Source organism: Haematospirillum sp. H1815 (assembly GCF_012102705.1).
GTDB lineage: Bacteria > Pseudomonadota > Alphaproteobacteria > Rhodospirillales > Rhodospirillaceae > Haematospirillum.
In genome coordinates this window covers 33,391-59,852 of sequence record NZ_JAAVTA010000008.1, presented here as the reverse complement: position 1 = coordinate 59,852, position 26,462 = coordinate 33,391, and the positions used below count along the sequence as shown (strand labels likewise).

The window sequence follows — 26,462 nt, the reverse complement described above, 5'->3', positions numbered from 1 at the left end:
CAGTGACCTGATACACAAAGTGTTCATAATGCCCGCCGGGACGCACAGGCCCCGGCGGGCTTTCTGTTTCTGGAGACGCGCGGGTGGTCCAGTGCCTGGCGGATGTCATCCAGAATATCGACCGGCGTCTCCAGCCCGGCTGAGATTCGTATCAGTCCATCGGAGATCCCGTGTTCTGACCGCTCTTCCGGCGTATAGGTGGAATGGGTCATGCTGGCCGGGTGTTGCACCAGCGTTTCTGGATCGCCAAGGCTGACTGCGCAGGTCACCAGGCGCAGGGCATCGATAAAAGCCAGCCCGGCGGGCATTCCCCCATGCAGCTCGAAGGCAACCATACCGCCAAAGCCTCCGGTCATCTGCCGCCGTGCCAGATCGTGCGAGGGGTTGCTGTCCAGCCCCGGATACATGACAGTGCAAACAGCCGGGTGCTGTTCCAGCAAGCGCGCGATAGCGGTGGCTGTAGAACAGTGCCGGGCCATCCGTAGTTCCAGCGTTTTCAGTCCGCGCAGGATCTGGCTGGCATCAAATGGAGACAGCACTGCTCCGGTCATGTCCTTCAATCCTGTTGCGCGAATAGTGGCAACCATGTCACGTGTCCCCAGAACGGCCCCGGCGGTTAGATCGCCGTGCCCACCCAGGTACTTGGTGGCGGAATGCACAACCAGATCGGCCCCCATCTCGGCCGGACGTTGGATAACGCTGGCTCCATAGGTGTTGTCGACAACAGTTACAGCCCCGGCATGGTGGGCTATAGCCGATACGGCGGCAATATCGATCAGGCGCATATTTGGATTGGCCGGAGTTTCGAAATATACAACGGCGGTATCGGGCCCGATGGCGGCGGGCAGTGCTTTCAGATTGGTCAAATCCACATGGGTAACCTTGACCCCGAACCGGGCCAGCCCATGGTGCAGCAGGGCAAACGTGCAGCCGTACAGGGTTTGGTCAACGATAATTTCCTGCCCGGGTGACAGCAGGGTCCACAGGGTGGCGGCAATGGCCCCCATGCCGGATCCGGTGACAAGGGCCGCCTCGGTTCCTTCCAGTGCAGCCAGTCGTGTTTCCAGCAGCGCCAGTGTCGGGTTCCCCAGACGGGTGTAGACAAACCCGGCGTCATGGCCGGCAAAGCGTTCCCCCCCGGTCTGGGCATCGGGAAAGGCAAAGGTGGATGTCATGTAAACCGGCGGCACCAAAGACCCCTGATGGCTATGTGGATCATAGCCCGCATGAATGGCCCGGGTGGCAAACCCGGCCTGTTTTTTATCTGACATGGTACGTCCCCTGTATTGTTTATTTTGTTGTTTCCCCTTTGTCGCTGGACCCTTCACAGCAGGTCCGAAACGATCGTGCACAGGGTATGTCTGGTTTCCGTTTGCGGCAATGTAAATGTGTCTTTTTCACGGTACCGGGATATCACGGTGACGCCTTGGTCACATCCGGCAGGGGGTGCTGCAGCAACTCCGGCCATGCGGTGTTCCACCCGCGGGCATGATCCAGTCCGGGAACCACCACCTTGACAGCTGCCGACCCAGCACGGCGGATGAAGGTATCGGCCAGGAACGGGGGAACAGTGCGGTCATGCTCCCCGACAAAATGAATTTGTGGCACAGAGCGTGTGCGCGCAGCCTCCGTAACAGCATCGATGGATCCGGTCATGGGGGAAACCCGATGGTGCCGGACAAAGGCCCCGGAATCCAGGTTGCCGGCCACGGTGCGCAAAGCCACTACATCGCCCCGGCGCGCGGTCAGAATGGCGGCAATGCCACCCCCGCCGGAATAACCGACCAGCTCCACCGCTGTGGCCCCGGCCTGTTTGCGCAGGGCAGTCACGGCGGCATCTACAGCCTCTATGACGGTAGGAGCCATGCGGGCATGGGTCCAGTACGACCGGTCGCACACCGTTCCGGGCCGGGCCAGCATGCTGTATTGGCACGGACGCGCCAGCCACGCCACGTTGGGTGCCGGGTCACGGGTCGCCAGCCATAACGCCACCGGGCGGTGCGGAGTGGGATCGGGCGAAGGCCGGGTGCGGGTGATCCAGGCAAAGCCATCGCCTTCTATATAAAGCCGCAACGGTTGCCCCGGCGCCTGTATCCGTATCTGTGCCAACAGGGTGAACGGCCCGCTGTCCAGCCATTGCGGCTGCATACCCTGTGCCTGGCCTGTCGCCAGCGCCGAATCGAGACGATCCCCCAAAGGCCCGCCCCCGCACCCAGCCAGTCCCACCATCACCAGAACGGCCAGCCAGCGATGCAGGCCCATGGCACGTATGCACCGGGATACAGGTGTTTCCGCGTGGGATGTCATGGACCTAGGCTCCGTGATCAAGGTTGGCGTGGCTTGTGTACACCACCCGGGGAAAGGCGTCATGGCAAACGTGTCTTCGCGTTTCAACCATGAATATAAGTTCTGGCAAACAGCAATCATTGCATTTGCCGCGCTGTGGCATCTGTGTAACAGGGGGGCAACGAAAAAGTGCAGTTTGTGCGAATGGCAATTATGGAGTTAAAAAACCAAATAAAATCAGCATGATAAGTGTGTTTTGCATGTTGACCCACGGCCGGAACGTATTATCAAGAGAGTCCGGCGCGCAGGCAGGGAACCCCATAACCGCAGGTGTCCATGTCCGGTGCGTGTGGTTGGCATCAACACAACACAGGAAGAGAACCGATCGTGTTACAAAAACGTAAGCATCTTTTGGCAACAACGGCGCTGGCCGCAGTTGTTATGGCAATTCCCGGCGTGGCAGGGGCAACCTCGTCGGCAGCACCGGCACAGGCGGAAGTGGTCGTACAAAACGGCGGCTACGCTGCCGAAGGTAAGGTTGGCAACGGCGGTGGCGTCATTGTAAATGGTATTGCTGCAAACCCTCAGGGTCTGATCAAGGCGTCGGATATTGCGGCCGATGGGAAATACCACGCCTTGAATGCAATACTTGCCACATCTCTTGCAACGGATGCGGCTGCTACGCCGGCCAAGCTCGTGGAGCAGATCTCTGAGATTGCCGGTGCAGGTGTTACTGATGCGTTGATCAACGCATTGCGCACAGAATTGGTCAAAGAGACTCCCAATTTTGCTACAATATCTAGTGCCGCAAAGGCGTTGTTTGGTAGCACTAAGATTGATGCCAGCAAGCTAGCTTCTGGTTTCAATGACCTCGCCAATTATTTTACAAATAATGATGCTGGCAAAGAAAAAGCACAGGCGCTGCTGGATGCATGGGACCTGGGGCAAAAGCTCCTGACACAGGCAAAGCGGCATGACAACATTGTTGCCAGCATTGGTACGGCAGACAAGCCGGAGCCGTTCGCTGTTCTGAACGCTGACAAGGCTAATGTTACCGTTGACGAGACCTATACCGACGTATTGACCATGAATGCCGGAAAGACCTTTACGGCACAGTCCGGTCGGACCGAAGCAAAGGCCGTGGTGATCAATGGTGAAGGCAGCCATGTTATCGGTAAGAGCTCCGCTGGCGCGGTTGGTGGCTTCGACCTTGGCAATGTCTCCACCACCAAGAACGGCCAGGGCAAGCTGGAACTGCACGCTGCTGCAGATACCGTGGATGGTGATGGCAAAGTAACGAAAAAGGGCGGCACCGTTGGCAACATCGGTACCCCCGGCAAGCGTTTTGCTGATGTCACCATCAACGCAACCGAATCCAAAGCCGTTGCAACCGGTGGCGATGTTCACGCCGACAAGCTGACCCTGAAAACAGTAACGGCCCGTGCGGCTGACGCTGGCAATGCGATCAACCTGGGCTATGTTGGCACAGGAACCTTGGTGCTTGATGGACCGGGCACCAACAGCATCGGCGGCAGCGCTAAAAACGTCCAAGGCTTCAACATTGGCAAGGTCGAAACCAAGACTCATGAGCAGGGCGTCCTGCGCCTGTATGCTGCCGAAGGATCCAGAATCGGACAAATCGGCACGAAGAACCATGCCCTGAATGAACTCAGGTTGGAGAAAGGATCGCTTGCTCTTGGTTCCGGCGAAGTGCATGCAAAGAACTTGCATCTGGAAAATGGCACAAATCTGCGGCTTGATGGGCTGGTCAAGCTCAATGGCACACTGCATGCCCCGGAAATGAAGGACGAGACCAAGAGAATAGGTACACTGAAGGACGGTAGCGAGTATTCATACTGGGGAGCAAAGATCATTGTTACCCAGAAAGCTATCGACGCAGCTATGAAAGCTAACAAAGCCGTCTTGGAAGTAGAATCTATTGGAGGCTTTACATCTGATAGCGCGACAAAGAAAGTATCTGCCATCATTCCTAGTGTTGAGAACACAGTCCTGGAAGGAAAGTTCAAGTCCTTCAAGATCAATACGCCTCCAGCTGCACTGAGTGCCAACGACAAAATGTTTGTTGAGGAAGTGTTCGGTCGTGACTATGGTACCGCCCTGGCTCGGATCGAGAGTATCGTTTCTGACGATAGAACGTTGACCACAACAACAGTTTCTCCGCGCAGCGACAGTGAAATTGCCCGCAGGTTGTCGGTCAGCACCGATGAAGCCAAGGCTATCAAGGCTGTGGTTCGTTCATTGGGGGGTGATGCCGAAGCTCGTGCAGCCATGAATGTGGCGCTTGGCAAAAACAGCGATGCCGGAAATGCAGCTCGTCAGTCGGCTGTATCCACGGTGTCCCAGGCCAACCAGGCTATCAACACCGCGTCCCGCGCTGCGGCTGATGCTGTTGCATCCCGTTTGGCATCGGCCCGTACCGGTACCGATGTGGCCGGCTTGCAGCAAAGCGGTACCGCCGCCGGTGACAGCACCCTGCGCAACGGCGCCTGGGTCAAGGCCGCAGGCAGCACCGCATCTCAGAAATCCCGTGGTGGTGTGGCTGGAAACAGCACCAACAGCTATGGGATGACCATTGGTGTGGACAACACGGTTGCCGACGACCTGCGCGTTGGTCTGGCGCTCAGCACATCCAAGTCCGACATGAAGGGCAAGGGTGCCAGCCAGACCAAGACCGATGTTACATCCTATCAGGTTGCCCTGTACGGTTCGTATGAGCCAGAGGGTTTCTTCGTTGAAGGTCAGCTGGCTTATGCCCAGAATAGCGTGAAGACCTCCCGCCAGATCAGCATCGGTGGTTTGGACCGGACCGCCAAAGGCAAGTACGACGCCAACCAGTACTCTGCCTCTGTCGCCGCCGGATCCCCGCTGCACCGTGGTGCGGTCACCCTGACCCCGAAAGCAGGTCTGTCCTACACCTATACCGATCCTTCCAAGTACACGGAAACCGGTGCCGGTGCGTTCAACATGACTGTTGATCCTTCGGCAACCAGCATTCTGGAAGGGAGCCTGGGTGGTTCGCTGGCCTATGAACACCAGACCCTGCGCGGTTCTGTGGTTCGTCCGGAAATGCGGGCTGCTGCGCTGTATGACTTCATCGGTGATGATGCCACCAGCACCGGTAAGTATTCCGGCGATGCAACCCTGTTCAACACCTCTGGCCTGAAGCGGTCCCGGTTTGGTGGCACCATTGGTGCCGGCTTGGGCTACACCACGGCCGATGGCGTGTGGGAAGTTCGTGCGGACTATGACGCAGAAATGCGGTCTGGCTATGTCGGTCACAACGGCATGCTGACAGGTCGTGTCAACTTCTGATCCCCTGTAGTGTTGGTTGGGTGTATTGTGTACATCCAACCACGCTATCTGGCAGAGCCCCTCGCTTCGGCGGGGGGTTTTGCTTTATCACGCAAAGTTTTCCGCCCATGCTGACGTTGATGAAGAGCGCAAGAGGAAGGTCCTGTCTGTGTAAGCCGCTGGGCAGGTACTTCATGGTCTTTTATGGATACAATGCAGTTCTGTGTTGCACCCATTCATATCGATCAACCGATGCAGAGGAACATATGGCACATCCACCACGGCGCATGCCGCAGGGTGGGGGAGCGGTGATGCGGCGGACCTGTCCCTTTGCGATCCATCGTTCGATCAGGGGTTCTGCGGCTTCCTCGGTACTGTTGACATGCGCAGCAATATCAGCTGCAGACAAGGGGCCATAGGCTTGCAGGCAGTGCCGTATGGCAAACAAGCTGTTCATGCTATTCTCTGTTTCCGGCGTCTGTTCAGACTGATGCCAGACAGAATCCCTATAGCCAGTATCAGGCTTATACCTGTGGCGATTACAGGGTATCCCGATTTTATGGCCAAGGTTCCGCCTTGGTAGATCGCGACAGCGGATAGCCAAGCCAGTGCCGTTGTCCATATGGCAGAGAACAACATCCAGCGCACGCCAATTTCCTGCCGTATAGCACCGAGAGTCGCTACGCATGGGCTGTAGAGTAGAACCAGCACCATATAGGCCAAGGCTGCTGGTGGGCTGCTGAACCTTCGTGCCAGTTCTTGTGTCAGGGGTGTTTCCTGGTGATCCGGATTGTCTTCAACCGATCCAAGCCCTGTTAGGGCCATTATGTTTGTGGGGATGGTAGTGAAAGCATCAGTAAGCGCTTCAAGGAGTGGAGCCGTTGAGTTCGCTGTGTTTTCATTATCGTGCGTAGAGACATACAGGCTGTCCAGTGTGGCGATAATGGCCTCCTTTGCGAATAGGCCGGTTACCAGCCCGACTGCAGCTGGCCAGTTGTCATCATTAATACCAAGAGGCTCGAGCGCAGGGATCAGGGCACGGCTTGTTGATGCCAGGAAAGAATTCTGCCTGTCTGCAATATCAAATGTTCCGTCCGTACCTGTTGATGCCAGGAGGGAGAGAACTGTCACGACCGGAACAATAATCTGACCGGCCCGGAAGACAAAACCGGCAAGTCGTTGTCGCGTTTGCAGCATGATTGTTCGCCCCGAAGGAACATGCCACGGGGGTAATTCCATAACGAAGGGGAGCGATTCTCCCCCCAAGAATGTGTGTTTGAGGGCAAGCCCAGTGCCTACAGCAGCTATAACGCCCAGAATATAAAGGCCGAATACCACGTTCTGGCCGTTTTCAGGGAAGAAAGCGGCTGCAAAAAGCGCAAAAACAGGCAATCTGGCCCCACATGACATGAAAGGGGCCATCATGGATGTCAGGATTCTTTCACGCCGATGTTCCAAGGTTCGGGTTGCCATGATTGCCGGGACATTACAGCCAAACCCTACAATCAGGGGGACAAAGGCCTTTCCGGGTAGGCCGAGGCTGCGTATGGCCCGATCGGCAACGAACGCTGCGCGAGCCATGTAGCCCGAGTCTTCCAAGGCAGACAGGAAGAGAAACAGAAAGCCGATAATGGGAATAAACGTGCAAACGGTTTGCATGCCTTGGCCGACAGCTTTCACTACGGCAGCAAGCCATGGGGGGGCAGCGGCCGCTTCCAGAAGGCGGGACGGAGCATCAACCAGCAAAGCACCTGCTGCCAGGTCAAAGGAGTCGATGAATGCCCCGCCCAGCGTGATGGTCAGCAGGAACATCAGGTACATAACGGCCAGAAAGATGGGGATTCCCGCAAATTTGCTCAGAACCAGGGAATCAAGCCTCCCTGTCGTGCGTGCCGTTTCCATGGGGGTCTTTTTGCAGCAATCAGCCAGAATCGCGCCAATAAAGGTGTAACGTCCTTCGGCAATCAGGATGTCTGCGTCTTCACCGCTGTTTGTGCTGATGTCGTTACGGGCTGTTTCTGCAGCGTTAATCCCCGCAGCATCTGTCAGGGTTTCGGCCAGGCTGTCACCTTCAATCAGGCGCAGGGCTGCCCATGTGGGGTCAATACCTTCCATTCTGGCCTTGTCGTTGACGAAGGGAACGAGCGCCCGAGAGGCTTCAATAATGCTTGCGTGATGGTCCGGGCGTCGCTCTGTTCCGCTTGGGGCCTCTATTGCCGTCTCCAGTGTTATCCTAAGTTGTTCCAGCCCACGGGAGCGAGAGGCGATTAAAGGGATAACCGGGCATCCTAGGTTTGCGGACAGCTGCTGATGGTCAATGGTGATTCCCTTGCTCTCTGCCATATCCATCATGTTGATGGCCAGAATCAGGGGGACACCCATTTCCAGAATCTGTGTGGTCAGGTAGAGGTTCCGCTCCAGCGCCGAGGCATCCAGCACATTGATAATCAGGGCAGGTTTGTCAAGCAACAGGGCATCACGGGCAATCCGCTCATCCTCGCTGCTGGTATCCGGTCCGCCCAGCATGTAGGTTCCTGGTAGGTCGACAAGTGTGACACAGCGCCCGTTCGGTAGTCTTATGGTGCCAGTTTTTTTCTCGACGGTCACGCCGGGCCAGTTGCCAACGTATTGACGTGATCCTGTCAATGCATTGAAAAGCGTTGTTTTTCCGCAATTTGGGTTGCCGGCCAGTGCAATGTGCAGGGTCATGGCGACAGGACCTCCACGGCGATAATACTGGCTTCAGAACGGCGTATGGTCAGACTGCAACCCCGTACATGCAGCTCTAGCGGGTCTCCCAATGGGGCGACACGTGTGATTGTAAAGCAGGTCCCCGGTGTCAGGCCCATGGCCAACAGGCGTTGCCGGTATCCGGCACTCCCCCCCTGTAATCCGATGACACGTGCGGCTTGTCCGGGGTATAGATCCTGAAGAGTCATATCTGCCATGGTTCTGTTGTTCGGGTATCGGCTTCTGGCAATGGGCTGCTGGAGTGCGAGCTTGCTGCAACTTGATCTGATTTTCATATGCTATCTGTCAATATGATGAATTGATCTGTCTCAACTTAAAACGTGGGCGTGGCCCTGATTATGTTTCGTTCTGGCTATTAAAGGATGCTTTGCATGATGGATTCTTGGTTGCCTGACCTGATCTGGGATGCGCATGTCTGCTTGCCCCTTGATACGCGGGCACCTTTGTCTCTCTTGGACAGTCATGTTCGTGGTGGGGCCGGGTTTGTCTCTGTCAATGTTGGCATGGATATGAACCAGATCTCTCAGATCATGCGTGTCTTGGCCGCCTTCCGGGCCAAAATCGCGGAATCTCCCGACCGCTGGTCCCTTGTTCGTACAGTGGCGGATATTGATGCCGCACGGTCCAGAGGGGTCCTTGCCATAGCCTTTGATCTTGAAGGTTCTTTGATGCTTCAGGATATGCCCGAGATGCTGGAGGTTTTTTCAGTTCTGGGTGTACGCCAGATTCACTTTGCCTATAACCGGAACAACAGTATTTCGGGGGGATGTCATGACGATGACATGCCCCTGACCGCACTGGGGCGCCGTATGGTGAGGGCTGTGCATGACAACGGGATGATCATGGATTGTTCGCATATGGGGCGCCGTTCTGCCCTTGATGTTATGGAGGTTGCGCAGCGTCCCGTTGTTTTCAGCCATACCAATCCCCGTGCCTTGTGTGGGCATGAGCGCTGTATTGATGATGATCTGATTCGTGCCTGTGCCCAGACCGGGGGGGTGGTCGGATTATCCGGATTGAATCGGTTTTTTGACATTAAGACGGATGTGCAGGACGAGGATATGATCCGTCATATTGATCATGTTGTTGCTGTTGCGGGTATAGATCACGTCGGGATCGGCTTGGATGTCATGCATGAGCTGCCTGGAATGACAGACTTTCCCGATGGCGTTGACCGGGGATACTGGTGGCCGGTTGAGCGCGGATACACGCCTGGTTATCCGGTCAAGGTCTATGCCCCTGAGAACCTGTCACATCTTGCCTGTTCTTTGCTTGCGCACGGCTACAATCGGGATGATGCCGGCAAAATTATGGGGGGAAACTTCAGGCGGGTTGCCAATGAATCGTGGGGAAGCGCCAGTGTCTGAACCGGGCGTTTTAATTACGTGCTATGATTGATAGGTGGTGGCTGGGGTGCCAGGATTCGAACCTGGGAATGGCGGTACCAAAAACCGCTGCCTTACCGCTTGGCTACACCCCAACAGACAAAGTAAAGACTACCCTGTGCGAGAGGGCGGCACCATAAGGTATTCTTCTGACCTGTGCAACAGTCTTTTGTGCACACGCCAACACTTTGGGTCACAACATACATCTGGTGCGCAAGGGCTATTTTGGGTTTGATGGTGCAGCATGATATATTGCTATTTTCGGTGTTATTGTCTGCTCCGTTGATGATCCGGGGGTTGTTGTGCATATACGAACAGGAGAGCCAGGTGATATATGCTCGGCAACAGATGTGCTGCGGCGTTCTATTGTAGATCTGTGCCAGGCGGATCATGGAGGAAGCCCTGAGCGGATGGCGCTCTGGCTTGCCAATAAGACCCCCGAAACGGTTGCTCTCTGGATTGATTCTGAGAGCATCAGATTCGTTTTTGCAGAAGATGCCAACTGTGTTGTGGGTGTTGGGGCTGCCAGTGTGGATGGCGAGATTCTTCTGAACTACGTAGAACCTCTTTGCCGGTTCCGAGGGATCAGCCGGGCTGTCTTATCGCATCTTGAGGCATGGATATCGAGGCGGGGGCATTCCACCATCACGCTGACAAGTACCAAGACAGCGTTGCCATTTTATCTGGCAGCCGGGTACAGAAAAAGCGGCCCCGTTGATGTTTGGCAAGGTATGCCGGGCTACCCTCTTGGCAAGCCGTTGTTGCGCTTACCCTCGGAAACCGCCACGGTTGATGTGATGACGAAGGGTTAGATCCCGGTGAACGAGACGGGTGAGTCCGCCAGCCCGGACGGGTCAACCGTGTGCAGAACCGGGGCCGCTGCAACCCACCATGCAGGTTTGGCTGTGCGCAGGGCTTTGGCCGCTGTCCGGGCTTCATACTCTGTAGAGAAGAGTGCCCAGCATGTTGCGCCACTGCCGGACATTCTGGCAAGCAGGCACGACGGCAGAGCCGTCAGAAGAGCCAGGCACTCTCCGATAACCGGTTCCAGGCTTATGGCTGCTGCGGTCAGATCGTTGCGTCCTTTACGCAATTGCGCTGCCAGATCCTCGGCGGAACGGGGTGTATCGGTCAGCCGGACCGGGGGGAGAAAGTCACCGGTATGGGCCCGGAAAACCAGAGGTGTGGAGACTTCTACGCCCGGGTTTGCAAGCACCAGCCAAAATCCGGGCAGTGGAGGGGCTTCATGCAGGACGTCGCCAATCCCTTCCATGATTGTTGAGCGTCCCTGCAGGCATACCGGAACATCGGCACCCAAACCAAGAGCCAATTCATGCAGGGCTGCTTTTGTGGGGTAGAAGGACCACAAGCGTATCAGACCGTGCAGGACCGCTGCGGCATCGGCGCTGCCTCCGCCTATTCCCGCAGAAACGGGGATGTTTTTTTCCAGAACCACCTGCACGCCATCCCTACGTCCCGCAAGAGCGGCCATGCGCTGTGCGGCTCGCAGGGTGATGTTGTCTGCTGGATCCAGGGTATCCAGATTGTGGGCTTGGGGCCCCTCAATAACCAATGAAAATGTGTCGGACGGTTCCAGCGTGATGCGATCTAGAATGCCTGCAAACACCACAAGACTTTCCAGCATATGATAGCCATCGTCGCGACGTGCCATAAGGTGCAAGGTCAAGTTGACCTTGGCCGGGGCTGCAACGCACACTGTCTTTTCAGAAGTGGTCATGTCCTGTCCTTGGCGGTGCCGTCTCTTTTCATTCTTCGGGTGGTGCGAAGATCTTACTGCGGCGATGTGCCTTCACGGCTCTTGGCGTGTTCGCCCAGTTTCTGCGTGATACTTCGGGCTATGCTGTCTTCCGGCTTCAGGCTCAAGGCCCGTTTCCACTGAAAAATGGCTTCTCGTGTGCGCCCTGTTTTCCAGTATGCATCGCCAAGATGATCATTGATGGTTGGATCGGCTGGTTCCAGCTCGACAGCTTGTTCCAGATAGGTAATCGCACCTTGATAGTCACCCAAAAGGTACAGGGCCCACCCCAGACTGTCGACGATGAAGCCATCATCCGGGCGCTGGGCAACGGCCTGTTCAATCATAGCTTTGCCACGTTCCAGATTCAGGCCGCGGTCGATCCATGAATAGCCAAGATAGTTTAGGATCATCGGGTGGTCCGGCTGTTGCTCCAAGGCCAGAAGCAGGTGTTTTTCTGCCTCATCCCACTGCCCGCTGCGCTCCAGGGCCATGCCCAAGCTGTAGTGGGCCGGCCACGTTGGTATGGTTGTTCCTTTCAGCCGCTCCAGGCCAGAGCGATATGCCGATATGGCTGCTGACCAGCGATTTTGCCGTCGCTCCAGATCGCCCAGAAGCATCGAGGGCTCTGGGGTTTCCGGGTGCATGTCCGAGAGAATGTTCAGGACGTTGCGGGCTTTATCCGGAAGGCCGTCCTGCTCAAACGCTTCGGCCATTTTCAGGCGGGCCGGCCAGAAAAGGGGGGTATCTTTTGTAATGCTGCCAAGGGTGCGGGCTGCTTCTTTCCAGCGCCGCTGTTCATACAGGACATCTCCGATCATCAGCTGTGCGTAGCTGAAGTCGGGTCTTGCGATCAAGGCCATGCGAGAGAAGACCAGAACGGCATCCCATGCTTTTTCCTGTACAATGGAAGAGGCGGTGCCATACAGGGCTTCAGACAGCCCATCAGATGCAGAGTGAACAGGTCTGTCCTGTCCGTTACTTGAACGGAACTCCGTCAATGCGGCATCGACAAGAACGGAAGACATGTGTTCCCGTCTGTAGCGTTCAAAAAGCTCCAGCGCGGCTTCGGCCTTGCCATTCCGGTGTAGATAGGCCCCTATAATCTGGGCAGCTCGCAGAGACAGCGATGAGCCATCCAGAACTTTCTCGTACCAGTAGCCAGCTTCGGCATCCCGGCCTGCCGTATCCAGGATCAAGCCCGCGTGAAAATCGTGCAGTGGTACAAGCTGTCGCTGTTGACGCATGGGCCGGAGTGTTTCCAGTGCTTGGTCGTGTTGCCCCGACCCGGCAAGGATCCACGCCCGCATAAGCGGAACCACAAAGCTGTTTAGCCCTTGTTCCTTCAGGGGTGCGAGAATCTCCAGCGCATCATGCCAGCGCCCTTCATGGGCATACCCCGTTGCGACCACAAGCGGGGCAAGCGTGTTCCCTTTGTCATGTGGTAATGTTGCAGTGGCCAAGGCAATGGCATTCTTGCTTTGGCCTGAAACCAGCATGTAATACCACGTGCGGCGCGCCAGCTCTATGTTGGCAGGATTATGCAGCAGGGCACCCTGATAGTAAGCGGCCGCTGCAGTGCTGTCATGTTCCACTTGCGCTTGACGTCCGGCCAGGTACTGCCCGAAAGCAGACGACAAGGGCGGGGGGTGATCCTGAAGCTCGGATGCAAGACTGACCTTGCCGTATTCCGAGACCGGACTACACGATGCAAGCAACAGGGTTGCCCCGGATACCCAGAGAGTGGCCGCCCGGGGCAGGGCACGGGACAGGCTGCGCCGACGAGGCCATCTGCCACAAGTCTTGTATGAAAGCATATCCAATCGATTCAGCCTGTTCGTACCTGTACCCTGTTTTTACATATTCGGGTAATTGGGCCCGTCGCCCCCTTGTGGAACAACCCAGTTGATGTTCCCGGAGGGATCTTTGATATCACATGTTTTACAGTGTACACAGTTTTGAGCGTTGATCTGAAGACGGTCTTTCCCGGTTGTTGGGTCAGAAACAAACTCATAGACTCCGGCGGGACAGAATCGTGCTTCAGGCCCTGCATAGATCTTCAGATTTACGGAAACAGGCAGTGTTGGATCCTTCAGGGTCAGGTGGCAGGGCTGGTTCTCGGCGTGGTTTGTTGAGGACAGAAAGACCGAGGACAGACGGTCAAATGTAATGACGCCATCTGGTTTGGGGTACTGGATCACAGGGACAGCACAGGCCGGCTTCAGGCAGGCATGGTCGGCGTGGTTGTGGAATGTCCAGGGTTCTTTGCCCCTGAACACATAGGTTGCCAGTGCAGAATAGATCAAGCCGCCCCAGAGACCCTTGTGGAAAGATGGGCGGATATTGCGGGCCTTGTGTAATTCCGGCCATACCCACGAGGCTTTCATCATATGACCGTAAGCGCTGACTTCATCCCGGCATGATGCACCGTTTGACAGGGCTTCGAAAACAGCCTCTGCGGCAACCATGCCGGATTTCATGGCGGTATGGGTTCCCTTGATCTTCGGGACATTCAGGAAGCCTGCCGAGCAGCCGATCAGAGCCCCGCCGGGAAATGTCAGTTTCGGGATAGACTGGAAGCCTCCTTCATTGATTGCTCTGGCGCCATAGGCAACCCGTCGACCTTTTTCAAGCAGTGGTCTGACGGACGGATGGGTCTTGAAACGCTGGAACTCATCAAAAGGAGACAGATATGGGTTAGAGTAGTCGAGGGCGACGACAAAGCCGATGGCGATCTGATTGTTTTCCATGTGATAGAGGAAAGAGCCGCCATAGGTATCGGCTCGCATTGGCCAGCCAATGGTATGCACAATCCGTCCCGGACGGTGTACAGATGGGTCTACCTCCCAGATCTCCTTGATCCCGATCCCGTACGTTTGCGGATCACAGTCCTTGCGTAGATCAAAGCGTTCCATCAGCTCCTTGGCCAGTGAACCGCGTACGCCTTCTGCAAACAGGGTTTGGCGGGCAACAAGCTCCATGCCGGGTTGGAACTGGTCCGTTGGCTCCCCATTACGGTCTCGCCCCATGTCCCCTGTTGCCACACCGCGCACCGCGCCGGTTTCATCGTACAGGATCTCTGCTCCTGCGAATCCCGGATAGATTTCTACACCGGCTTCTTCGGCCTGCTCTGCCAGCCACCGGCAAAGGTTGCCCAAGGAAACGATGTAGTTGCCATGATTATGCATCTGCGGCGGTGTGGGCAGGCGGAAGGCCCTGGTTTCTGTCAGAAACAGAAAGTTGTCGTCCGTTGCCTGTGTTTTAAGGGGAGCATCCTTGACCTTCCAGTTTGGAATCAACTCGTCCAGGGCACGCGTTTCAATGACCGCACCGGACAGAATATGGGCTCCGATCTCCGATCCCTTCTCAATAACGCATACTGACAGTTCCCGCCCTTCTGCGGCAGCCAGTTGCTTGAGTCGGATTGATGCGCTGAGTCCGGCGGGGCCGCCGCCAACGATAACCACATCAAACTCCATGGACTCCCGCTTCATCGGCCATTCCCCTGTCTTGTCACGCGGCTGTATCAAGCCGCCAGCATACGGGGGCAAGAGCTTGCAGGAAAGGGATTATATGGAAAGAGGGGGAGGGTCGTGTACGGAGAAGTGACGATCCGGGAGAGTGTGTGCTATGGTCTGGCCATGATAGAGAATACACAGTGTACCCCGGATGTACTGTCTGGACCGGCTCTCTTGCGTTGGTATCTTGACGCCGGCGTCGACGAGGTTGTTGGCGAACAGCCGCAAGATCGCTTTGCCTTGTCCCGTCCGGCTGTTGATGCTGCTCCTGTGCGGCCTGTCTCCCCGTTGCCAGAGGGTGTGAGCCTGCCAGCACCGGCTGCGGCCCCCCGTAGTCATTCTGTTGCGTCTTCCTCCTTGCAGGATGAGCCGGCAGCGGCACGGTTTGGTGCAACGCGTGCTGCTGCGGAATGCCTGGATCTGGAAACTTTGCGGGCTGCTGTCGAGGCTTTTGAAGGATGCCCTCTGAAGGTGACGGCTTCGCGGACTGTTTTTGCTGATGGCAACCCGGATTCAGACCTGATGGTTGTTGGCGAGGCACCGGGACGGGATGAAGACCGGGAAGGCAAACCGTTTGTCGGGGTCAGTGGCCAGCTTCTGGATCGCATGCTTTCCAGCATTGGCCTTGATCGTCGTTCTTACTACATCACCAACCTGCTGCCGTGGCGTCCGCCGGGAAACCGTGCCCCTACAGATGCCGAAGTTGCCGTCTGTCTTCCCTTCCTTGTTCGTCATATTGAGTTGGTACAGCCAAAAGTCCTTCTTTTGGTTGGGGGATTGGCGGCCAAGAACCTTTTTGCGCGTACGGAAGGTATCACCCGTTTGCGTGGGCATTGGCGGTCTTGGTCAAGTCCGGGGCTTTCCGCTCCGGTTCCGGCACTGGCCACTTTTCATCCAGCGTATTTGCTGCGTAACCCGGCTCACAAGCGCCAGGCATGGCGTGATCTTCTGGAAGTCAAGCTGAAGCTGGGATCGCTCGCGCCCTTGTGATCATGTCGCCTGTTTCCTTCACCTTGTTGCCAAGCTACCCCGCGCGTATAAGCAGGTGGGCGGCGATAGCGGAGTGATATCTGATGATCCAGCCCATTTGGTGTGCAGGGTGTCGTGTAGCTGTTTTGCTGCGCCAGTGGGCAGGGGGGATTGTTTTATCTCTGCTGTGCTTGTTCTTTTCAGGGCTTCCAGCTTGCGCTTTTTCCTCCCCCGATCCTAGTGATGACGGGGCGCGACATGTTGGTATTTCCAGTGTGTTATCCGCGCCTGATGTTGAACGTTACCAGCGTATTTTCTCCCTTCAGGATCAAGGCCTTTTTGCCGCCGCAGATCATGTTGTGCGTTCTTTGGATAGCAAGCTGTTGCTTGGTTATGTCTTGCAGGATCGATATCTTTCTGCCCGTTATGGCAAGGCGTCTTTCCAGGAACTCCGGTCGTGGATGGAACTGTACGCCGATCACCATGATGCCCGCCGGATTTATCGGCTGGCCCGCAAACGCGGTGGAGGACCCTTGCCGCATCCCGTCTCGCCGGAGGGGTTTGTTACGGGCATCTCCGGTGATGATCCCCGGTGGGAGAGAGAGGCATCGGTTCTGTCCTCCCGTGCGGCGTCTGTTCTGAAGACAGGACGTATCTTCCGGGGGCATCTGGTTGCCGGTCGGTTTGATGCGGCAAGCAATCTTCTCAGGACAAGTCCTTTGTCTTCTGTTGATCGTGATCGTCTGTGGGCCTCTCTTGCCTATGCTGCCTTTATCAAGGGAAAAGACGAAACAGCTTTGCGTTTCGCCCGTCAGGTGCGTGGCCGGGATTCGCGTGCCCTGTCGTTGGCCCACTGGGCTGGTGGCTTGGCAAGTTGGCGGCGCCATGATTACGAGGAGGCGGCTGTATGGTTCTCTGCATTGCGTGATGCAGACAATGCTTCGCCTTGGGTTCGTTCTGCGGCAGCTTATTGGTCTGCCCGTTCTGCCCTGAAAAATCGGCGGCCGCAGGAAGTCAGCCAGTCACTTCATATTGCGGCGTCCTACCCGCATACATTCTATGGGTTGATTGCGCGGCGTGCGCTTGGCCTGCCTTTGGACTTTTCGTGGCGTACGGATACAATCACGGATCAAGAGGCGGTGGCGATCACCGACTCACCCGCCGGGCGGCGTGCCTTGGCCTTGGTTCTAGTTGGCAAGCATGATCGTGCAGAAGATGAGTTGCGCCGCTTGTACCCCGCAGCCAGTCATGAACAAAGGCAGGCAATCCTCCATTTCGCAGAGCGGGAAGGGATGGCCAGTCTGGCCCTGCATCTGTCATCTGTTCGTACCCAGAGTATGGATAACTCCTTTGAATCGGCCCGGTATCCGGTTCCTGCCTGGCAGCCCCGCAATGGATGGGCGTTGGACCGTGCCATGCTGTATGCATTTGCCCGCCAGGAGTCTGCTTTTAACCCGGCAGCGCGTTCTCCGGCTGGTGCGGTCGGGTTGATGCAGATCATGCCTGCTACGGCCCGTGCGGTTGCGCGTATGGAGAATAATGGTTGGCTGGGTGGGTCTCGGGCCGTTATGGATCCTGAAGTCAGTTTGTCCTTGGGGCAGTCGTACCTTGAGCATCTTTTGGGTTTGCCGGACATAAAGGGAAACATGTTTTTTGTTGCCGCGGCCTATAACGCAGGCCCGGGTACGCTGGCGCGCTGGAGAAAGACGGTTCGGTACGACGATGATCCCTTGCTGTTTATAGAGGCTATCCCATCTCGTGAGACGCGTGCCTATATCGAGCGTGTTTTGGCAGATTTGTGGATTTATCGTGATCGCTTGGGACAGGACAATCCCGGACTGGACATGGTGGCTTCCGGGCGTTGGCCTCTTTATGTTCCGCAGGATGCTCGTACGGCCGCGCCCACAGCGCAGGATCAGCCGCTGTCTTTCCGTTCAGGCTATGTCTTTCCGACTGTCATGATGATCAATGTTATGTCGTGATGCGAGGAAGAAGACATATCTGATGCGTAGTGTAACCTTCTATCTGTCTTGCGTCCCTGGCATATTGTCTGTGTCGTTGGTTACCTTGGTGGCTTTCTTGCTGCACCACCTGCATCTTGCCTTTGGCTTCGGGACGCTGAGTCTGGCCATTGTTCTTGGTATCGCCGCGCGATCTGCTCTTCCATTCTCTGCTCGCCGTGAACCGGGTGAGGTGGCCATGGCCGGCGTTCTCTTGCGCTCTGGCCTTGTGTGCCTGGGAGCGACTGTTTCATTGGCAGAACTGCAGGCCATCGGGCTTGGAGGCATGGGCCTGGTTGTCGTGTGCCTTCTCTTTGTGCTGTTGCTGATATTATGGCTGGGGCGGGGAATGGGCCTTGATCCCCGTCTGACCTCCCTGATTGCCTTGGGAACATCCGTGTGCGGGGCTTCGGCCATTGCTGCGGGTCGCGATGTGACGCGGGCTTCTCCTGAGCACGTCGCTTGCGCCATTGCCTTGGTTACCCTGCTTGGTACCTGTGGCATGTTCATCCTGCCATACCTTGTACTCTGGTTTGATCTGGATGAATTCAGGGGAGGGCTGTGGTGTGGGGCAACCTTGCATGAAGTGGCTCAGGCCGTTGCCGCTTCCTGGCAGGTTGGTTCTGATGCCGGAGTTATTGGTACGCTGGCAAAGCTTCTGCGGGTTGTTCTGCTTGTTCCTGCCTTGTTTATTATTGTTTTCTTCCAGAGGCGACAGAATCGTGACGACGTGCATGTTCCCATGGGTCTTCCATGGTTTGTGGTCGGTTTTACAGCTCTTTTTGTCATGCGTAGTGCTGGAGTATTACCCCGTCTTGTAGAAGAGCACGCAGGCCTGCTGGCAACCATGCTGTTGACCTCGGGTATGGCCGCGCTGGGCTTGCGTACAGATTTCCGCCAGTTGCATCGTCTTGGGATGGCCCCGTTGTTGTTGGGAGGTGTCGCCTGGATTGCCATGGTTGCGCTTGCCCTTGCCCTGCTTTTGGCCTTTATGTCCTGACAGTGATTGTTTTTCTTCTGGCCCGGTCACGGCAGGCATGTTGGCCGGGTCGTCGTGTCTTGTCGTTCAGGGTAGTGTCCGATGGAGCATCATGATTTCACAGGGATGGCCATAACAGCCTTGGCTGCGATGGCTTGTGGTGTTGTTTTCACGCGTCTGCGTCAGCCAGCGATTATTGGTTACATCCTTGCTGGTGTGATCCTTGGCCCCTCGGCCTTGGGAATGGTCACGGATCGTGGTGGTGTTGCCCTGTTGGCCGAGCTGGGCATTGTTATGTTGCTGTTTGTTATCGGGCTTGAGCTGTCGGTCCATCGCTTTGCAGAAGTGTGGCGTGTGGCGGTTCTGACCACGCTTTTACAGACGGGGGGCAGTGTTGGGGTCATGCTCCTGTTTCACCGGCTGCTTGACTGGAGTGCAGGAACCGCCGTTCTGCTGGGCTTCTGTCTGGCGCTGTCCTCGACAGCTGTGGTGATCAAGGTCCTTGAGCAAAGAGGAGAGCTGGACAGTCCGTCCGGACGGCTGACGGTTGGTATCCTGATCGCCCAGGATATGGCTGTTGTTCCAATGATGCTGACGCTGTCGGCATTGACGGGTGATGGTATCGATCCCAAGGTCATGCTGCGGGTTGCCGTGTCGATCCTTATCCTGGTTGCTCTGGTTTGGGTTTTGTTGCGTCGGGACATTCGTCTACCCTTTGTTGGAACGGTCTCGGGGCACCCTGATCTTGGGCCGCTGGCCGCGTTTGGAGCCTGCTTCGGGGCGGCTGCCTTGGCTGGTTTTGCTGAACTTTCACCTGGGTATGGGGCCTTTGTGGCCGGTCTGGTCATCGGGAACAGTGCGGATGGACAAAGTCTGAGGCATCATGCTCACCCGATACAGGCTTTATTGCTGATGGTGTTTTTCCTGTCTGTTGGCCTGCTGCTCGATCTGACATTTCTCCGTGACAATATTGGTATCGTCTTGCTGATGCTGGTTGCTGTTACCGTGATCAAGGCGACGATCAATGTGCTTGCCTTGCGTTTGCAGAAGATCAGTTGGCGCCGTTCATTCTGTGTGGGGGTAACGCTGGCACAGATCGGGGAGTTCTCCTTTATGCTGGCGGGAGCCGGGGTTTCCCGCAGGCTCCTGGAGAGCGGGGAGGGGCAGTTGGTGGTTGCTGTGACAGTTTTGTCCCTGACGATCAGTCCTCTGTGGCAAATACCGGTGCGTCGCCTGAATACCTGCACGGAATCTTTCTCTGGCCCTGCCGATGTTTTGCGTGTGGCCTGCGCGCCCGAGATCCATAAAGCCCTTCGTTATTGGGGTGTAGTTTCCCGTATTGTCTCCAGGAGTAGAGATGCCTGATTTTTATCTGGAAAATGACGCGCGGTCCCGCTTTGGTTCAAAGGTTGCCGGTGTTGATGAGGCCGGGCGGGGGCCCTTGGCGGGGCCTGTTGTCGCGGGGGCCGCCTTGCTTGATCCAGACCTGTTGCCGGATGCCTTGTTCCATGGCCTGAATGATAGCAAGAAGCTGTCGGCCTCACGGCGGAATGCCTTGTTCTCGATGCTGACCAGTAGCCCTGGTGTGGTCGTGTCGGTTGGTATCGCCAGCGTGGAAGAGATAGACCGCATCAATATCTTGCGAGCAACGCATCTGGCCATGGCACGAGCTGTGAATGGATTGGGCGTGTGTCCTGATGTGGCCTTGATTGATGGAAACCAGGCCCCAAAGAGTTTTCCGTGTCCGGTGATGTGTGTTGTGAAGGGTGATAGCCTGAGTTTGTCCATTGCCGCAGCATCTATCATGGCCAAGGTAACCCGTGATCGCATGATGGAGGTGTTGTCGGCAGATTTCCCAGCTTATGGCTGGGATAAAAACATGGGGTACGGAACGGTTGCCCACCGGGAGGCAATTATCAGGCATGGTCCAACCCCGCATCATCGGCGCAGCTTTGCCGGGCAGGGCAGCCTGTTTGAGAGTGTGTGAATTCTTTCCTGCAAGATTGTTATGATTCACAGTTAATGCAACGAGTCGCATCACACTATCCACAGCCTGTGGACAGTGTGATTTTCTTTCTATGTTGCTTTGCTGCAACACCGTCAAGGGATTGTGGGTGTTATGCCCAGGGTGGCACATGATGCTGTGTCTGTGGTCTGTCTGGGTCAATGTTCAAAAGAATGATGACGGATGTTCGGTGTGCAGGGACTCTTGACCTGCGATTCGGCGTGGCTGAAAACGATTCCTGCCTTTTTACTTCTTTTGACCCGATTGACCAGGACCCAAGCATGTCACGCAAGAAAATGGTTTCCGCCCCTCCTGTGCTGCATAGTCCGTTGAAAACAGATGTTGTCCACTCAGGTGATTGTATCGCTGTAATGAACAGCCTGCCGGAGAAGTCCGTTGATCTTGTTTTTGCGGATCCACCCTATAATCTTCAATTGGGTGGAGAGCTGACGCGTCCTGATAACAGCCGTGTTGATGGCGTTGACAGTGATTGGGACAAATTTGACAGTTTTGCTGAATATGACCGCTTTACCCGCGACTGGTTGGCTGCCGCGCGGCGTGTGCTGAAAGACGATGGGGCGCTGTGGGTTATCGGCTCCTATCACAATATCTTTCGTGTTGGCACGGCGCTTCAGGACATTGGATTTTGGATTCTCAACGATGTGGTCTGGAACAAGACCAACCCGATGCCCAACTTTCGTGGTACACGCTTTACGAATGCTCACGAGACCTTGATCTGGTGTGCCCGAAGTGCGGGGTCCAAGTACACGTTTAATTATGATGCGATGAAATCATTGAATGATGGCACGCAGATGCGCAGTGACTGGACGCTCCCCCTTTGCACCGGCAGCGAACGTCTCAAGGGTGATGATGGCGGCAAGCTTCATCCAACCCAGAAACCTGAGGCATTATTGTACCGTATTCTTATGGCAACTACCAATCCCGGTGATGTTGTCTTGGATCCTTTCTTCGGGACAGGTACGACGGGTGCGGCCGCCCGAAGATTGGGGCGCCGGTTTATAGGTATTGAGCGCGATTCCGGGTACCGTACGGCCGCAAAGGCAAGAATAGCGGCTGTTGAACCTGTTTCGGAGCCAGATCTTTTGTTGACGCCCTCACGTCGTAGTGAGCCCCGTGTGCCCTTTGGGACTGTTGTGGAGCGTGGTTTGCTGGCTCCGGGCGCCCTTCTGACGGATGTATCAGGGCGGTTTACGGCCAAGGTTCGGGCTGATGGGACCATTATTTCGGCAGAGGTTCGTGGATCTATACATCAGGTCGGGGCCGCTGTGCAGGGGGCCCCAGCTTGTAATGGCTGGACATTCTGGCATACCCGGTATGGGGGTAACTTGGTTCCCTTGGATGTTTTCCGACAAAAGGTCAGGGCTGACGTATATCAGTCTGTTCAATAATGTCATTATTATAGAAATAAGTTTTTAATAGAAAGGCTGCTAATTGGCGGTCTTTCTTCATATAGTTATTAAGAACCATGCCATATCAGAAAATAATATCTGGGTATCTTGATTTTATGTCTGTATAGTTCTTCCTGCATCTCTTGATGGGGATGCCTGCGTCCAGAACGGACAGCATGTTCTCTAGAAATGGAGAGTACCGTTATGACGGATATTGCACTTTCTGCTGCAAGTAGGTCAAACCTGCTTTCTTTGCAGACCACCCAATCCTTTGTTAACCGGACCCAGAATCGCCTTTCCACCGGGAAGGCGGTATCCTCGGTTATTGATGATGCGTTGAAGTTCTTTAGCGCAAAGTCTCTGACTGACCGTGCGGGCGACTTGTCAGCCCGTAAGGACTCGATTGACCAAGGGATTAATGCCCTGAAGGTCGTTGTTGAGACTACTACCCGTCTGGAGCAATTCGTCAACCAGATGCGTGGTCTTGTCAACAGTTCGCGTGCTTCTACAGCGGACCAGCGCAAGGAATTTACCTCCCAGATTGCCTCCTTGGCTTGGCAGGTCCAGAAGCTGGTTGATGACACATCCTATCAGGGGCAGAACCTCCTGAACTCGTCAGCCTCCAAGTTGACAGTCTACTTCTCGGAGAAGGCCGACTCCAAGCTGGATGTCAATGGTATCAACTTCAATGCGTCCAAGTTCTTCTTGAACTCAGCCGGCGTGGCTCTTGACCTCAAGGTATCCGCGGGCGACCTCGGGAAGGCGATTGTAACCAAGCTTGGGTTTGCGTCTGCCCTGTCAGCGTTCAAGCTGTCCGTTGCGGCAGATCTGGCCTCCTTTAACAAGGTGGCTGACTTGGTCGTGAACCGGTTGGAAAAGACGATCAGCAACTTGCGTGCAAAGTCAGCTGCTTTTGGTAACTCGGTTGCTATCCTCCAGGTTCGCCTGGATTTCACCAAGAATTATACCAACATCCTGACAGAAGGTTCGGACAAGCTGACGCTCGCCGACCTGAACGAGGAAGGCGCAAACCTTCTGGCTCTGCAGACCCGGCAGCAGCTGGGTATTCAGGCGCTGTCGTTCGCTGGTCAGTCTGAACAGGCTGTTCTGGGGCTGTTCCGTTAAGCATCCCTGCGTTAGAGTGGCCGGGAAGAGACATTCTCTTCCCGGTCTTTTTTATGCCGGTGTTCATCGTGCTTGACGGAGAGGGGCGTGTTGTCATGGCGTTGAAGGTCCAAATCAAACCCGGCCAGAAACTGGTTATTAATGGTGCTGTTCTGGAAAATGCGTCGGCCCGCGTTGTCTCTCTTCTTGTGCACAATCAAGTTTCCATCCTGCGGCAGCAGGATATCCTGACCCAGGATGAAGCGATTACGCCGGCAACCCGGGTTTATTATGCATTGCAGTGTGTCTATTTGTTTCCGGAAGATCGTTCGCGTCATTTAATCCTTTTTAAGGATTTCCTGACATCGTTTACTGATGCTGTGCCCAGTTCGCGGGAGATCGCCGAGGAGATTTTTGCGCTTGTTGGAGATGAGGACTACTTCAAGGCACTGAAAGTTGCCCGACGCTTGATTACCCACGAGGGAGATATCCTCCGCCATGTCGAACAAAGGCTTGCTGAAGAGTTACAACACAGTGATCCAGCCGGGTGATCCCCGGAAAACCGAGGCTTGGGCTCTGATGCAGGCAGCTGTGCGTATGAAATTGGCGCAGGACAGCGGTGATTTTGATCAAATGCGTACGGCCTTGCGTCTGAACTGGCGGCTTTGGACTATCCTGCAGTCAGATCTTTTGGAGCCGGATTGTCCTGTTCCGCCAGAGCTGCGCGCCAATATGCTTTCTCTTTCAAACTTTGTCGATCGTCAGGCTGTTGCGTTCATGGCCAATCCGGATGCACGTCTTCTTGATACCTTGATTTCCATCAACAGGGAAATCAGTGCTGGTTTATCTACGACAGATGAAAGCAGCTCTGTTTCAGGGGATGCGTCTGAAGCTGTTGTGCCAAGTGGTCATAACGTGCAGACGTAACTTGTTTGTTCTTGGTTTCGGGGTCCGCCGTGCGATTTACAGATTTACGACAGTGTCTGGTGGTGTATTGTGATTTTGCACCCGTTCTGGTCGGCTGTTCGTGAGTGTGTGCAATGAGCGAGACTGCTTCCCTGTCTATCAACTCTCTCCGCGACTTGCTTTCTGGCGCAGAACCAGACTGGCATTCTGTTCTGGAATGCGCAGAGGCTGTGCTGGAGCAGGATGGAGATGTGCAGGATCTTACGATTGCATCTGTTGTGGCTGCGCTCTCGTGCCTGAACCTTGGTTTGTGGCGTAAGGCGCATAGCCATAACAAGCGAGCACTGGAGCTGGACCCATCCAGTCAGGAAGCTGCCGAGTTGTTCTCTGCCCTTGCAGCCAAGGCGTCATCTATGGCTGATGCAGCGTATTATCTCAAGATCGCGGGCACGCTTGATCCTTCTCCTGTTGAGTGGTTTTGTGACTTTGCGTCCGCACATATTCCTGATGCCGGGAAGGCGTTTTCCATGATGGAAGATGACTCCCTGATGCAGCGAGGTGTAGCCTTGTTGGCAACGGGAGACTATGTAGCCGCCGAGGAGTGCTTTCGAGGGCACGTTGCGTTTCATCCCGCCAGTGTGGACGGACACTTGGCCATTGCGGTTTGCATGATGTCCATGGAGCAGTACTTATCGGCTCAAAGCGGTTTGAGGGCGGCTATGCATGTTCTGCCCGATAGTGGTGCATTGGCCATGACGCTTGGTCAGGCGCTGTATAGTACAGGTGATTACGAAGCCGGTCGTGTTGTGCATGACTGGGCTGTCAGGGTAGATTCCTCATTTTCTTCTCGTGCACATGCTTTTGTTGATCGTCTTTCCAATCCGTTGGAGGATGCGGGCGTTCTGGAAAAGAGTTACCAAGATCTGATTTCCACCGCTCTTGTTGATGTTGGGCGCGATGATGCGATTTCCCTGTATTCACGTGGCTCTGGCCGGATAACCATTGGCTACGTCGTGTCGCGGCGAACCGTGACACTGGATGATTTAGGGTTGGCTGCGGTTATTGCTGCTCATAATCCTGTGCGCTGGCGTGTTATTGGTTTTGGTGAAGGAGCCTTGTCAGAAATCAGGAACGGGCTTTTCCAGCACTGCTTCTCTGTGTGGCACAATATCAGTGATATGGATCGTTTTACATTTTCCAGATTAGTTCAGGGCGAAGAGATCGACGTCCTTGTTGATACGTCTGGCCTTGCTCTCCCTCGCCAATTTGAGGCTTTCATTCCGAGGATGGCACCGCTTCAGGTGTCGTGGGGAGGGCTTCCCTGGAATCCTGGATCGGACGTCTTTGATGCTGTGGTTCTTGATGATCACATACGTACTGCTCCTGCTCTTGATGAACAGAAGCTTGTATCTCTGTATGGGGGGGCCTTATGTACCGGTTTGCCCCCGGATGATGCTCCTCTATCGGATCGTGCATGTGATGGCGAATTTCTGATAGGCTTCCCCATCTATTTCCGTGAGCTGAACTATTATTCGGTTGCCTTGGCGGCGGCATGTCTTCTGAAGATTCCTGAATCAAAGATCGTGTTAATTGACCGTGATTTCTCGTTTGGTGAGACCGTTGGCCGTTTGTTGACAATGTTTGGAACCTTCGGCGTTGCTCATCGTATCGACCTGATCCAGGTTGACGATGAAGCGGCTCTGGCTTGTGAGTGTAATCTTGTTCTCAGTCCTCCCGGGCCTCGGTCAGCAGTGCATGCTGTCAGTGCATTATGGGCTGGTGTACCTGTTCTGGCTTTGGCTGGAGAGGGGCGGCACATGCGGGGTGTCTCCTCTTTCCTGACTATGGTTGGATTGGGTGAGGCGTGTGTGGGGTCCACGCCGGATAATGTTGCGGAGCTGGCTGCGGAGTGGGCTTCTGACAGGGGGCGTCTGGTATCTTTTCGAGATACGATCCGTGACCGCCTACGTCAGGCACCACCCTTTGATTTCAAGGCGCGTTGTCGCTCTCTGGAAGGTATTTACGATAATCTTCTCGCTAAATTCGGGGATCCCGTTGATTGCTGAGAAAAGTGGTGGGGGT

General features: G+C 55.5%; 21 protein-coding genes and 1 tRNA gene. 13 read left to right on the top strand and 9 right to left on the bottom strand.

The annotated features are described in order from the left end of the window. Nucleotides 1-23: 23 nt before the first annotated feature. Both megL and HEQ60_RS07775 read right to left on the bottom strand, forming a co-directional pair. Nucleotides 24-1,271: a methionine gamma-lyase gene (megL, locus tag HEQ60_RS07780; protein WP_168071155.1), complete on the bottom strand. Its 1,248-nt coding sequence runs from the start codon at nucleotides 1,269-1,271 to the stop codon at nucleotides 24-26. 142 nt (nucleotides 1,272-1,413) lie between these two features. After that, a complete protein-coding gene (locus HEQ60_RS07775; protein ID WP_168071154.1) occupies nucleotides 1,414-2,307 on the bottom strand; it encodes an alpha/beta hydrolase in 894 nt (297 codons plus the stop codon). Nucleotides 2,308-2,673: 366 nt separating this feature from the next. On the opposite strand from HEQ60_RS07775, the gene HEQ60_RS10890 reads away from it, so the two are divergent. Continuing rightward, nucleotides 2,674-5,619: an autotransporter outer membrane beta-barrel domain-containing protein gene (locus HEQ60_RS10890; protein WP_168071153.1), complete on the top strand. Its 2,946-nt coding sequence runs from the start codon at nucleotides 2,674-2,676 to the stop codon at nucleotides 5,617-5,619. A gap of 181 nt (nucleotides 5,620-5,800) precedes the next feature. On the opposite strand, the gene HEQ60_RS07765 is transcribed toward HEQ60_RS10890, so the two are convergent. The 3 genes from HEQ60_RS07765 to HEQ60_RS07755 are packed head-to-tail and all read right to left on the bottom strand — an operon-like array spanning nucleotide 5,801 to nucleotide 8,546. Continuing rightward, nucleotides 5,801-6,055, bottom strand: coding sequence for a FeoC-like transcriptional regulator (locus HEQ60_RS07765; protein ID WP_168071152.1), 255 nt, complete (start codon nucleotides 6,053-6,055; stop codon nucleotides 5,801-5,803). Then, a complete protein-coding gene (gene feoB, locus HEQ60_RS07760) occupies nucleotides 6,052-8,307 on the bottom strand; it encodes a Fe(2+) transporter permease subunit FeoB (protein ID WP_168071151.1) in 2,256 nt (751 codons plus the stop codon). The genes HEQ60_RS07765 and feoB overlap by 4 nt, the downstream gene beginning before the upstream one ends. Further along, nucleotides 8,304-8,546: a FeoA family protein gene (locus tag HEQ60_RS07755; RefSeq protein ID WP_209315470.1), complete on the bottom strand. Its 243-nt coding sequence runs from the start codon at nucleotides 8,544-8,546 to the stop codon at nucleotides 8,304-8,306. The genes feoB and HEQ60_RS07755 overlap by 4 nt, the downstream gene beginning before the upstream one ends. A gap of 174 nt (nucleotides 8,547-8,720) precedes the next feature. On the opposite strand from HEQ60_RS07755, the gene HEQ60_RS07750 reads away from it, so the two are divergent. After that, on the top strand, nucleotides 8,721-9,716 hold the full coding sequence (locus tag HEQ60_RS07750; protein ID WP_245183838.1) for a dipeptidase: 996 nt from the start codon (nucleotides 8,721-8,723) through the stop codon (nucleotides 9,714-9,716). 38 nt (nucleotides 9,717-9,754) lie between these two features. Here the strand turns inward: HEQ60_RS07750 and HEQ60_RS07745 are convergent. Continuing rightward, nucleotides 9,755-9,829: transfer RNA gene (locus HEQ60_RS07745), tRNA-Gln, on the bottom strand. A 207-nt stretch (nucleotides 9,830-10,036) separates the two neighbouring features. Between HEQ60_RS07745 and HEQ60_RS07740 the strand changes: the two genes are divergently transcribed. Beyond that, nucleotides 10,037-10,546, top strand: a complete 510-nt coding sequence (locus HEQ60_RS07740; protein WP_168071149.1) for a GNAT family N-acetyltransferase — start codon at nucleotides 10,037-10,039, stop codon at nucleotides 10,544-10,546. Here the strand turns inward: HEQ60_RS07740 and HEQ60_RS07735 are convergent. Genes HEQ60_RS07735 through HEQ60_RS07725 form a run of 3 tightly spaced genes read right to left on the bottom strand, consistent with a single transcriptional unit; the run spans nucleotide 10,543 to nucleotide 14,984 of the window. Next, nucleotides 10,543-11,472, bottom strand: a complete 930-nt coding sequence (locus tag HEQ60_RS07735; RefSeq protein ID WP_168071148.1) for a 4-(cytidine 5'-diphospho)-2-C-methyl-D-erythritol kinase — start codon at nucleotides 11,470-11,472, stop codon at nucleotides 10,543-10,545. The genes HEQ60_RS07740 and HEQ60_RS07735 overlap by 4 nt on opposite strands. Nucleotides 11,473-11,525: 53 nt before the next feature. Further along, nucleotides 11,526-13,307 (bottom strand): tetratricopeptide repeat protein, encoded by a 1,782-nt coding sequence (locus HEQ60_RS07730; RefSeq protein ID WP_168071147.1) that lies wholly within the window; start codon nucleotides 13,305-13,307, stop codon nucleotides 11,526-11,528. 39 nt (nucleotides 13,308-13,346) lie between these two features. Beyond that, nucleotides 13,347-14,984 carry an electron transfer flavoprotein-ubiquinone oxidoreductase gene (locus tag HEQ60_RS07725; RefSeq protein ID WP_168071146.1) on the bottom strand — a complete coding sequence of 546 codons (1,638 nt, stop codon included), beginning with the start codon at nucleotides 14,982-14,984 and terminating at the stop codon, nucleotides 13,347-13,349. A gap of 99 nt (nucleotides 14,985-15,083) precedes the next feature. Here HEQ60_RS07725 and HEQ60_RS07720 point away from each other — a divergent pair, with 99 nt between their 5' ends. From HEQ60_RS07720 to HEQ60_RS07675, 10 genes are all read left to right on the top strand, one after another. Beyond that, nucleotides 15,084-15,998, top strand: a complete 915-nt coding sequence (locus tag HEQ60_RS07720; protein ID WP_322099313.1) for a uracil-DNA glycosylase — start codon at nucleotides 15,084-15,086, stop codon at nucleotides 15,996-15,998. An 83-nt stretch (nucleotides 15,999-16,081) separates the two neighbouring features. Then, nucleotides 16,082-17,959: a lytic transglycosylase domain-containing protein gene (locus tag HEQ60_RS07715; protein ID WP_168071145.1), complete on the top strand. Its 1,878-nt coding sequence runs from the start codon at nucleotides 16,082-16,084 to the stop codon at nucleotides 17,957-17,959. A 22-nt stretch (nucleotides 17,960-17,981) separates the two neighbouring features. After that, nucleotides 17,982-18,977, top strand: coding sequence for a YeiH family protein (locus HEQ60_RS07710; protein WP_168071144.1), 996 nt, complete (start codon nucleotides 17,982-17,984; stop codon nucleotides 18,975-18,977). 81 nt (nucleotides 18,978-19,058) lie between these two features. Beyond that, complete coding sequence (locus HEQ60_RS07705) at nucleotides 19,059-20,321, top strand: cation:proton antiporter (RefSeq protein ID WP_168071143.1); 1,263 nt, start codon at nucleotides 19,059-19,061, stop codon at nucleotides 20,319-20,321. Next, nucleotides 20,314-20,943 (top strand): ribonuclease HII, encoded by a 630-nt coding sequence (locus tag HEQ60_RS07700; RefSeq protein ID WP_168071142.1) that lies wholly within the window; start codon nucleotides 20,314-20,316, stop codon nucleotides 20,941-20,943. Before HEQ60_RS07705 ends, HEQ60_RS07700 begins: the two co-directional genes overlap by 8 nt. A gap of 314 nt (nucleotides 20,944-21,257) precedes the next feature. Further along, entirely contained in the window at nucleotides 21,258-22,370 is a 1,113-nt protein-coding gene (locus tag HEQ60_RS07695; protein WP_209315475.1) for a site-specific DNA-methyltransferase, read from the top strand. 204 nt (nucleotides 22,371-22,574) lie between these two features. Continuing rightward, nucleotides 22,575-23,495 (top strand): flagellin, encoded by a 921-nt coding sequence (locus HEQ60_RS10690; protein WP_168071141.1) that lies wholly within the window; start codon nucleotides 22,575-22,577, stop codon nucleotides 23,493-23,495. Between the two features lie 53 nt (nucleotides 23,496-23,548). Continuing rightward, nucleotides 23,549-24,025 (top strand): flagellar biosynthesis repressor FlbT, encoded by a 477-nt coding sequence (locus HEQ60_RS07685; protein ID WP_066131841.1) that lies wholly within the window; start codon nucleotides 23,549-23,551, stop codon nucleotides 24,023-24,025. After that, nucleotides 24,009-24,401, top strand: coding sequence for a flagellar biosynthesis regulator FlaF (locus HEQ60_RS07680; RefSeq protein ID WP_168071140.1), 393 nt, complete (start codon nucleotides 24,009-24,011; stop codon nucleotides 24,399-24,401). Before HEQ60_RS07685 ends, HEQ60_RS07680 begins: the two co-directional genes overlap by 17 nt. A gap of 113 nt (nucleotides 24,402-24,514) precedes the next feature. Beyond that, entirely contained in the window at nucleotides 24,515-26,446 is a 1,932-nt protein-coding gene (locus HEQ60_RS07675; RefSeq protein ID WP_168071139.1) for a hypothetical protein, read from the top strand. Nucleotides 26,447-26,462: the final 16 nt, after the last annotated feature.

What these genes read in the sequence shown, in the direction of transcription:
- HEQ60_RS07765 (WP_168071152.1), bottom strand. Translation starts at nt 6,055, where the DNA reads ATGAACAGCTTGTTTGCCATACGGCACTGCCTGCAAGCCTATGGCCCC.
- HEQ60_RS07700 (WP_168071142.1), top strand. Translation starts at nt 20,314, where the DNA reads ATGCCTGATTTTTATCTGGAAAATGACGCGCGGTCCCGCTTTGGTTCA.
- HEQ60_RS07710 (WP_168071144.1), top strand. Translation starts at nt 17,982, where the DNA reads ATGCGTAGTGTAACCTTCTATCTGTCTTGCGTCCCTGGCATATTGTCT.
- HEQ60_RS07750 (WP_245183838.1), top strand. Translation starts at nt 8,721, where the DNA reads ATGATGGATTCTTGGTTGCCTGACCTGATCTGGGATGCGCATGTCTGC.
- feoB (WP_168071151.1), bottom strand. Translation starts at nt 8,307, where the DNA reads ATGACCCTGCACATTGCACTGGCCGGCAACCCAAATTGCGGAAAAACA.
- HEQ60_RS07685 (WP_066131841.1), top strand. Translation starts at nt 23,549, where the DNA reads ATGCCGGTGTTCATCGTGCTTGACGGAGAGGGGCGTGTTGTCATGGCG.
- HEQ60_RS07755 (WP_209315470.1), bottom strand. Translation starts at nt 8,546, where the DNA reads ATGGCAGATATGACTCTTCAGGATCTATACCCCGGACAAGCCGCACGT.
- HEQ60_RS07775 (WP_168071154.1), bottom strand. Translation starts at nt 2,307, where the DNA reads ATGACATCCCACGCGGAAACACCTGTATCCCGGTGCATACGTGCCATG.
- HEQ60_RS07735 (WP_168071148.1), bottom strand. Translation starts at nt 11,472, where the DNA reads ATGACCACTTCTGAAAAGACAGTGTGCGTTGCAGCCCCGGCCAAGGTC.
- HEQ60_RS07715 (WP_168071145.1), top strand. Translation starts at nt 16,082, where the DNA reads ATGATCCAGCCCATTTGGTGTGCAGGGTGTCGTGTAGCTGTTTTGCTG.
- HEQ60_RS07705 (WP_168071143.1), top strand. Translation starts at nt 19,059, where the DNA reads ATGGAGCATCATGATTTCACAGGGATGGCCATAACAGCCTTGGCTGCG.
- HEQ60_RS07675 (WP_168071139.1), top strand. Translation starts at nt 24,515, where the DNA reads ATGAGCGAGACTGCTTCCCTGTCTATCAACTCTCTCCGCGACTTGCTT.
- HEQ60_RS07695 (WP_209315475.1), top strand. Translation starts at nt 21,258, where the DNA reads ATGGTTTCCGCCCCTCCTGTGCTGCATAGTCCGTTGAAAACAGATGTT.
- HEQ60_RS07725 (WP_168071146.1), bottom strand. Translation starts at nt 14,984, where the DNA reads ATGAAGCGGGAGTCCATGGAGTTTGATGTGGTTATCGTTGGCGGCGGC.
- megL (WP_168071155.1), bottom strand. Translation starts at nt 1,271, where the DNA reads ATGTCAGATAAAAAACAGGCCGGGTTTGCCACCCGGGCCATTCATGCG.
- HEQ60_RS07730 (WP_168071147.1), bottom strand. Translation starts at nt 13,307, where the DNA reads ATGCTTTCATACAAGACTTGTGGCAGATGGCCTCGTCGGCGCAGCCTG.
- HEQ60_RS10690 (WP_168071141.1), top strand. Translation starts at nt 22,575, where the DNA reads ATGACGGATATTGCACTTTCTGCTGCAAGTAGGTCAAACCTGCTTTCT.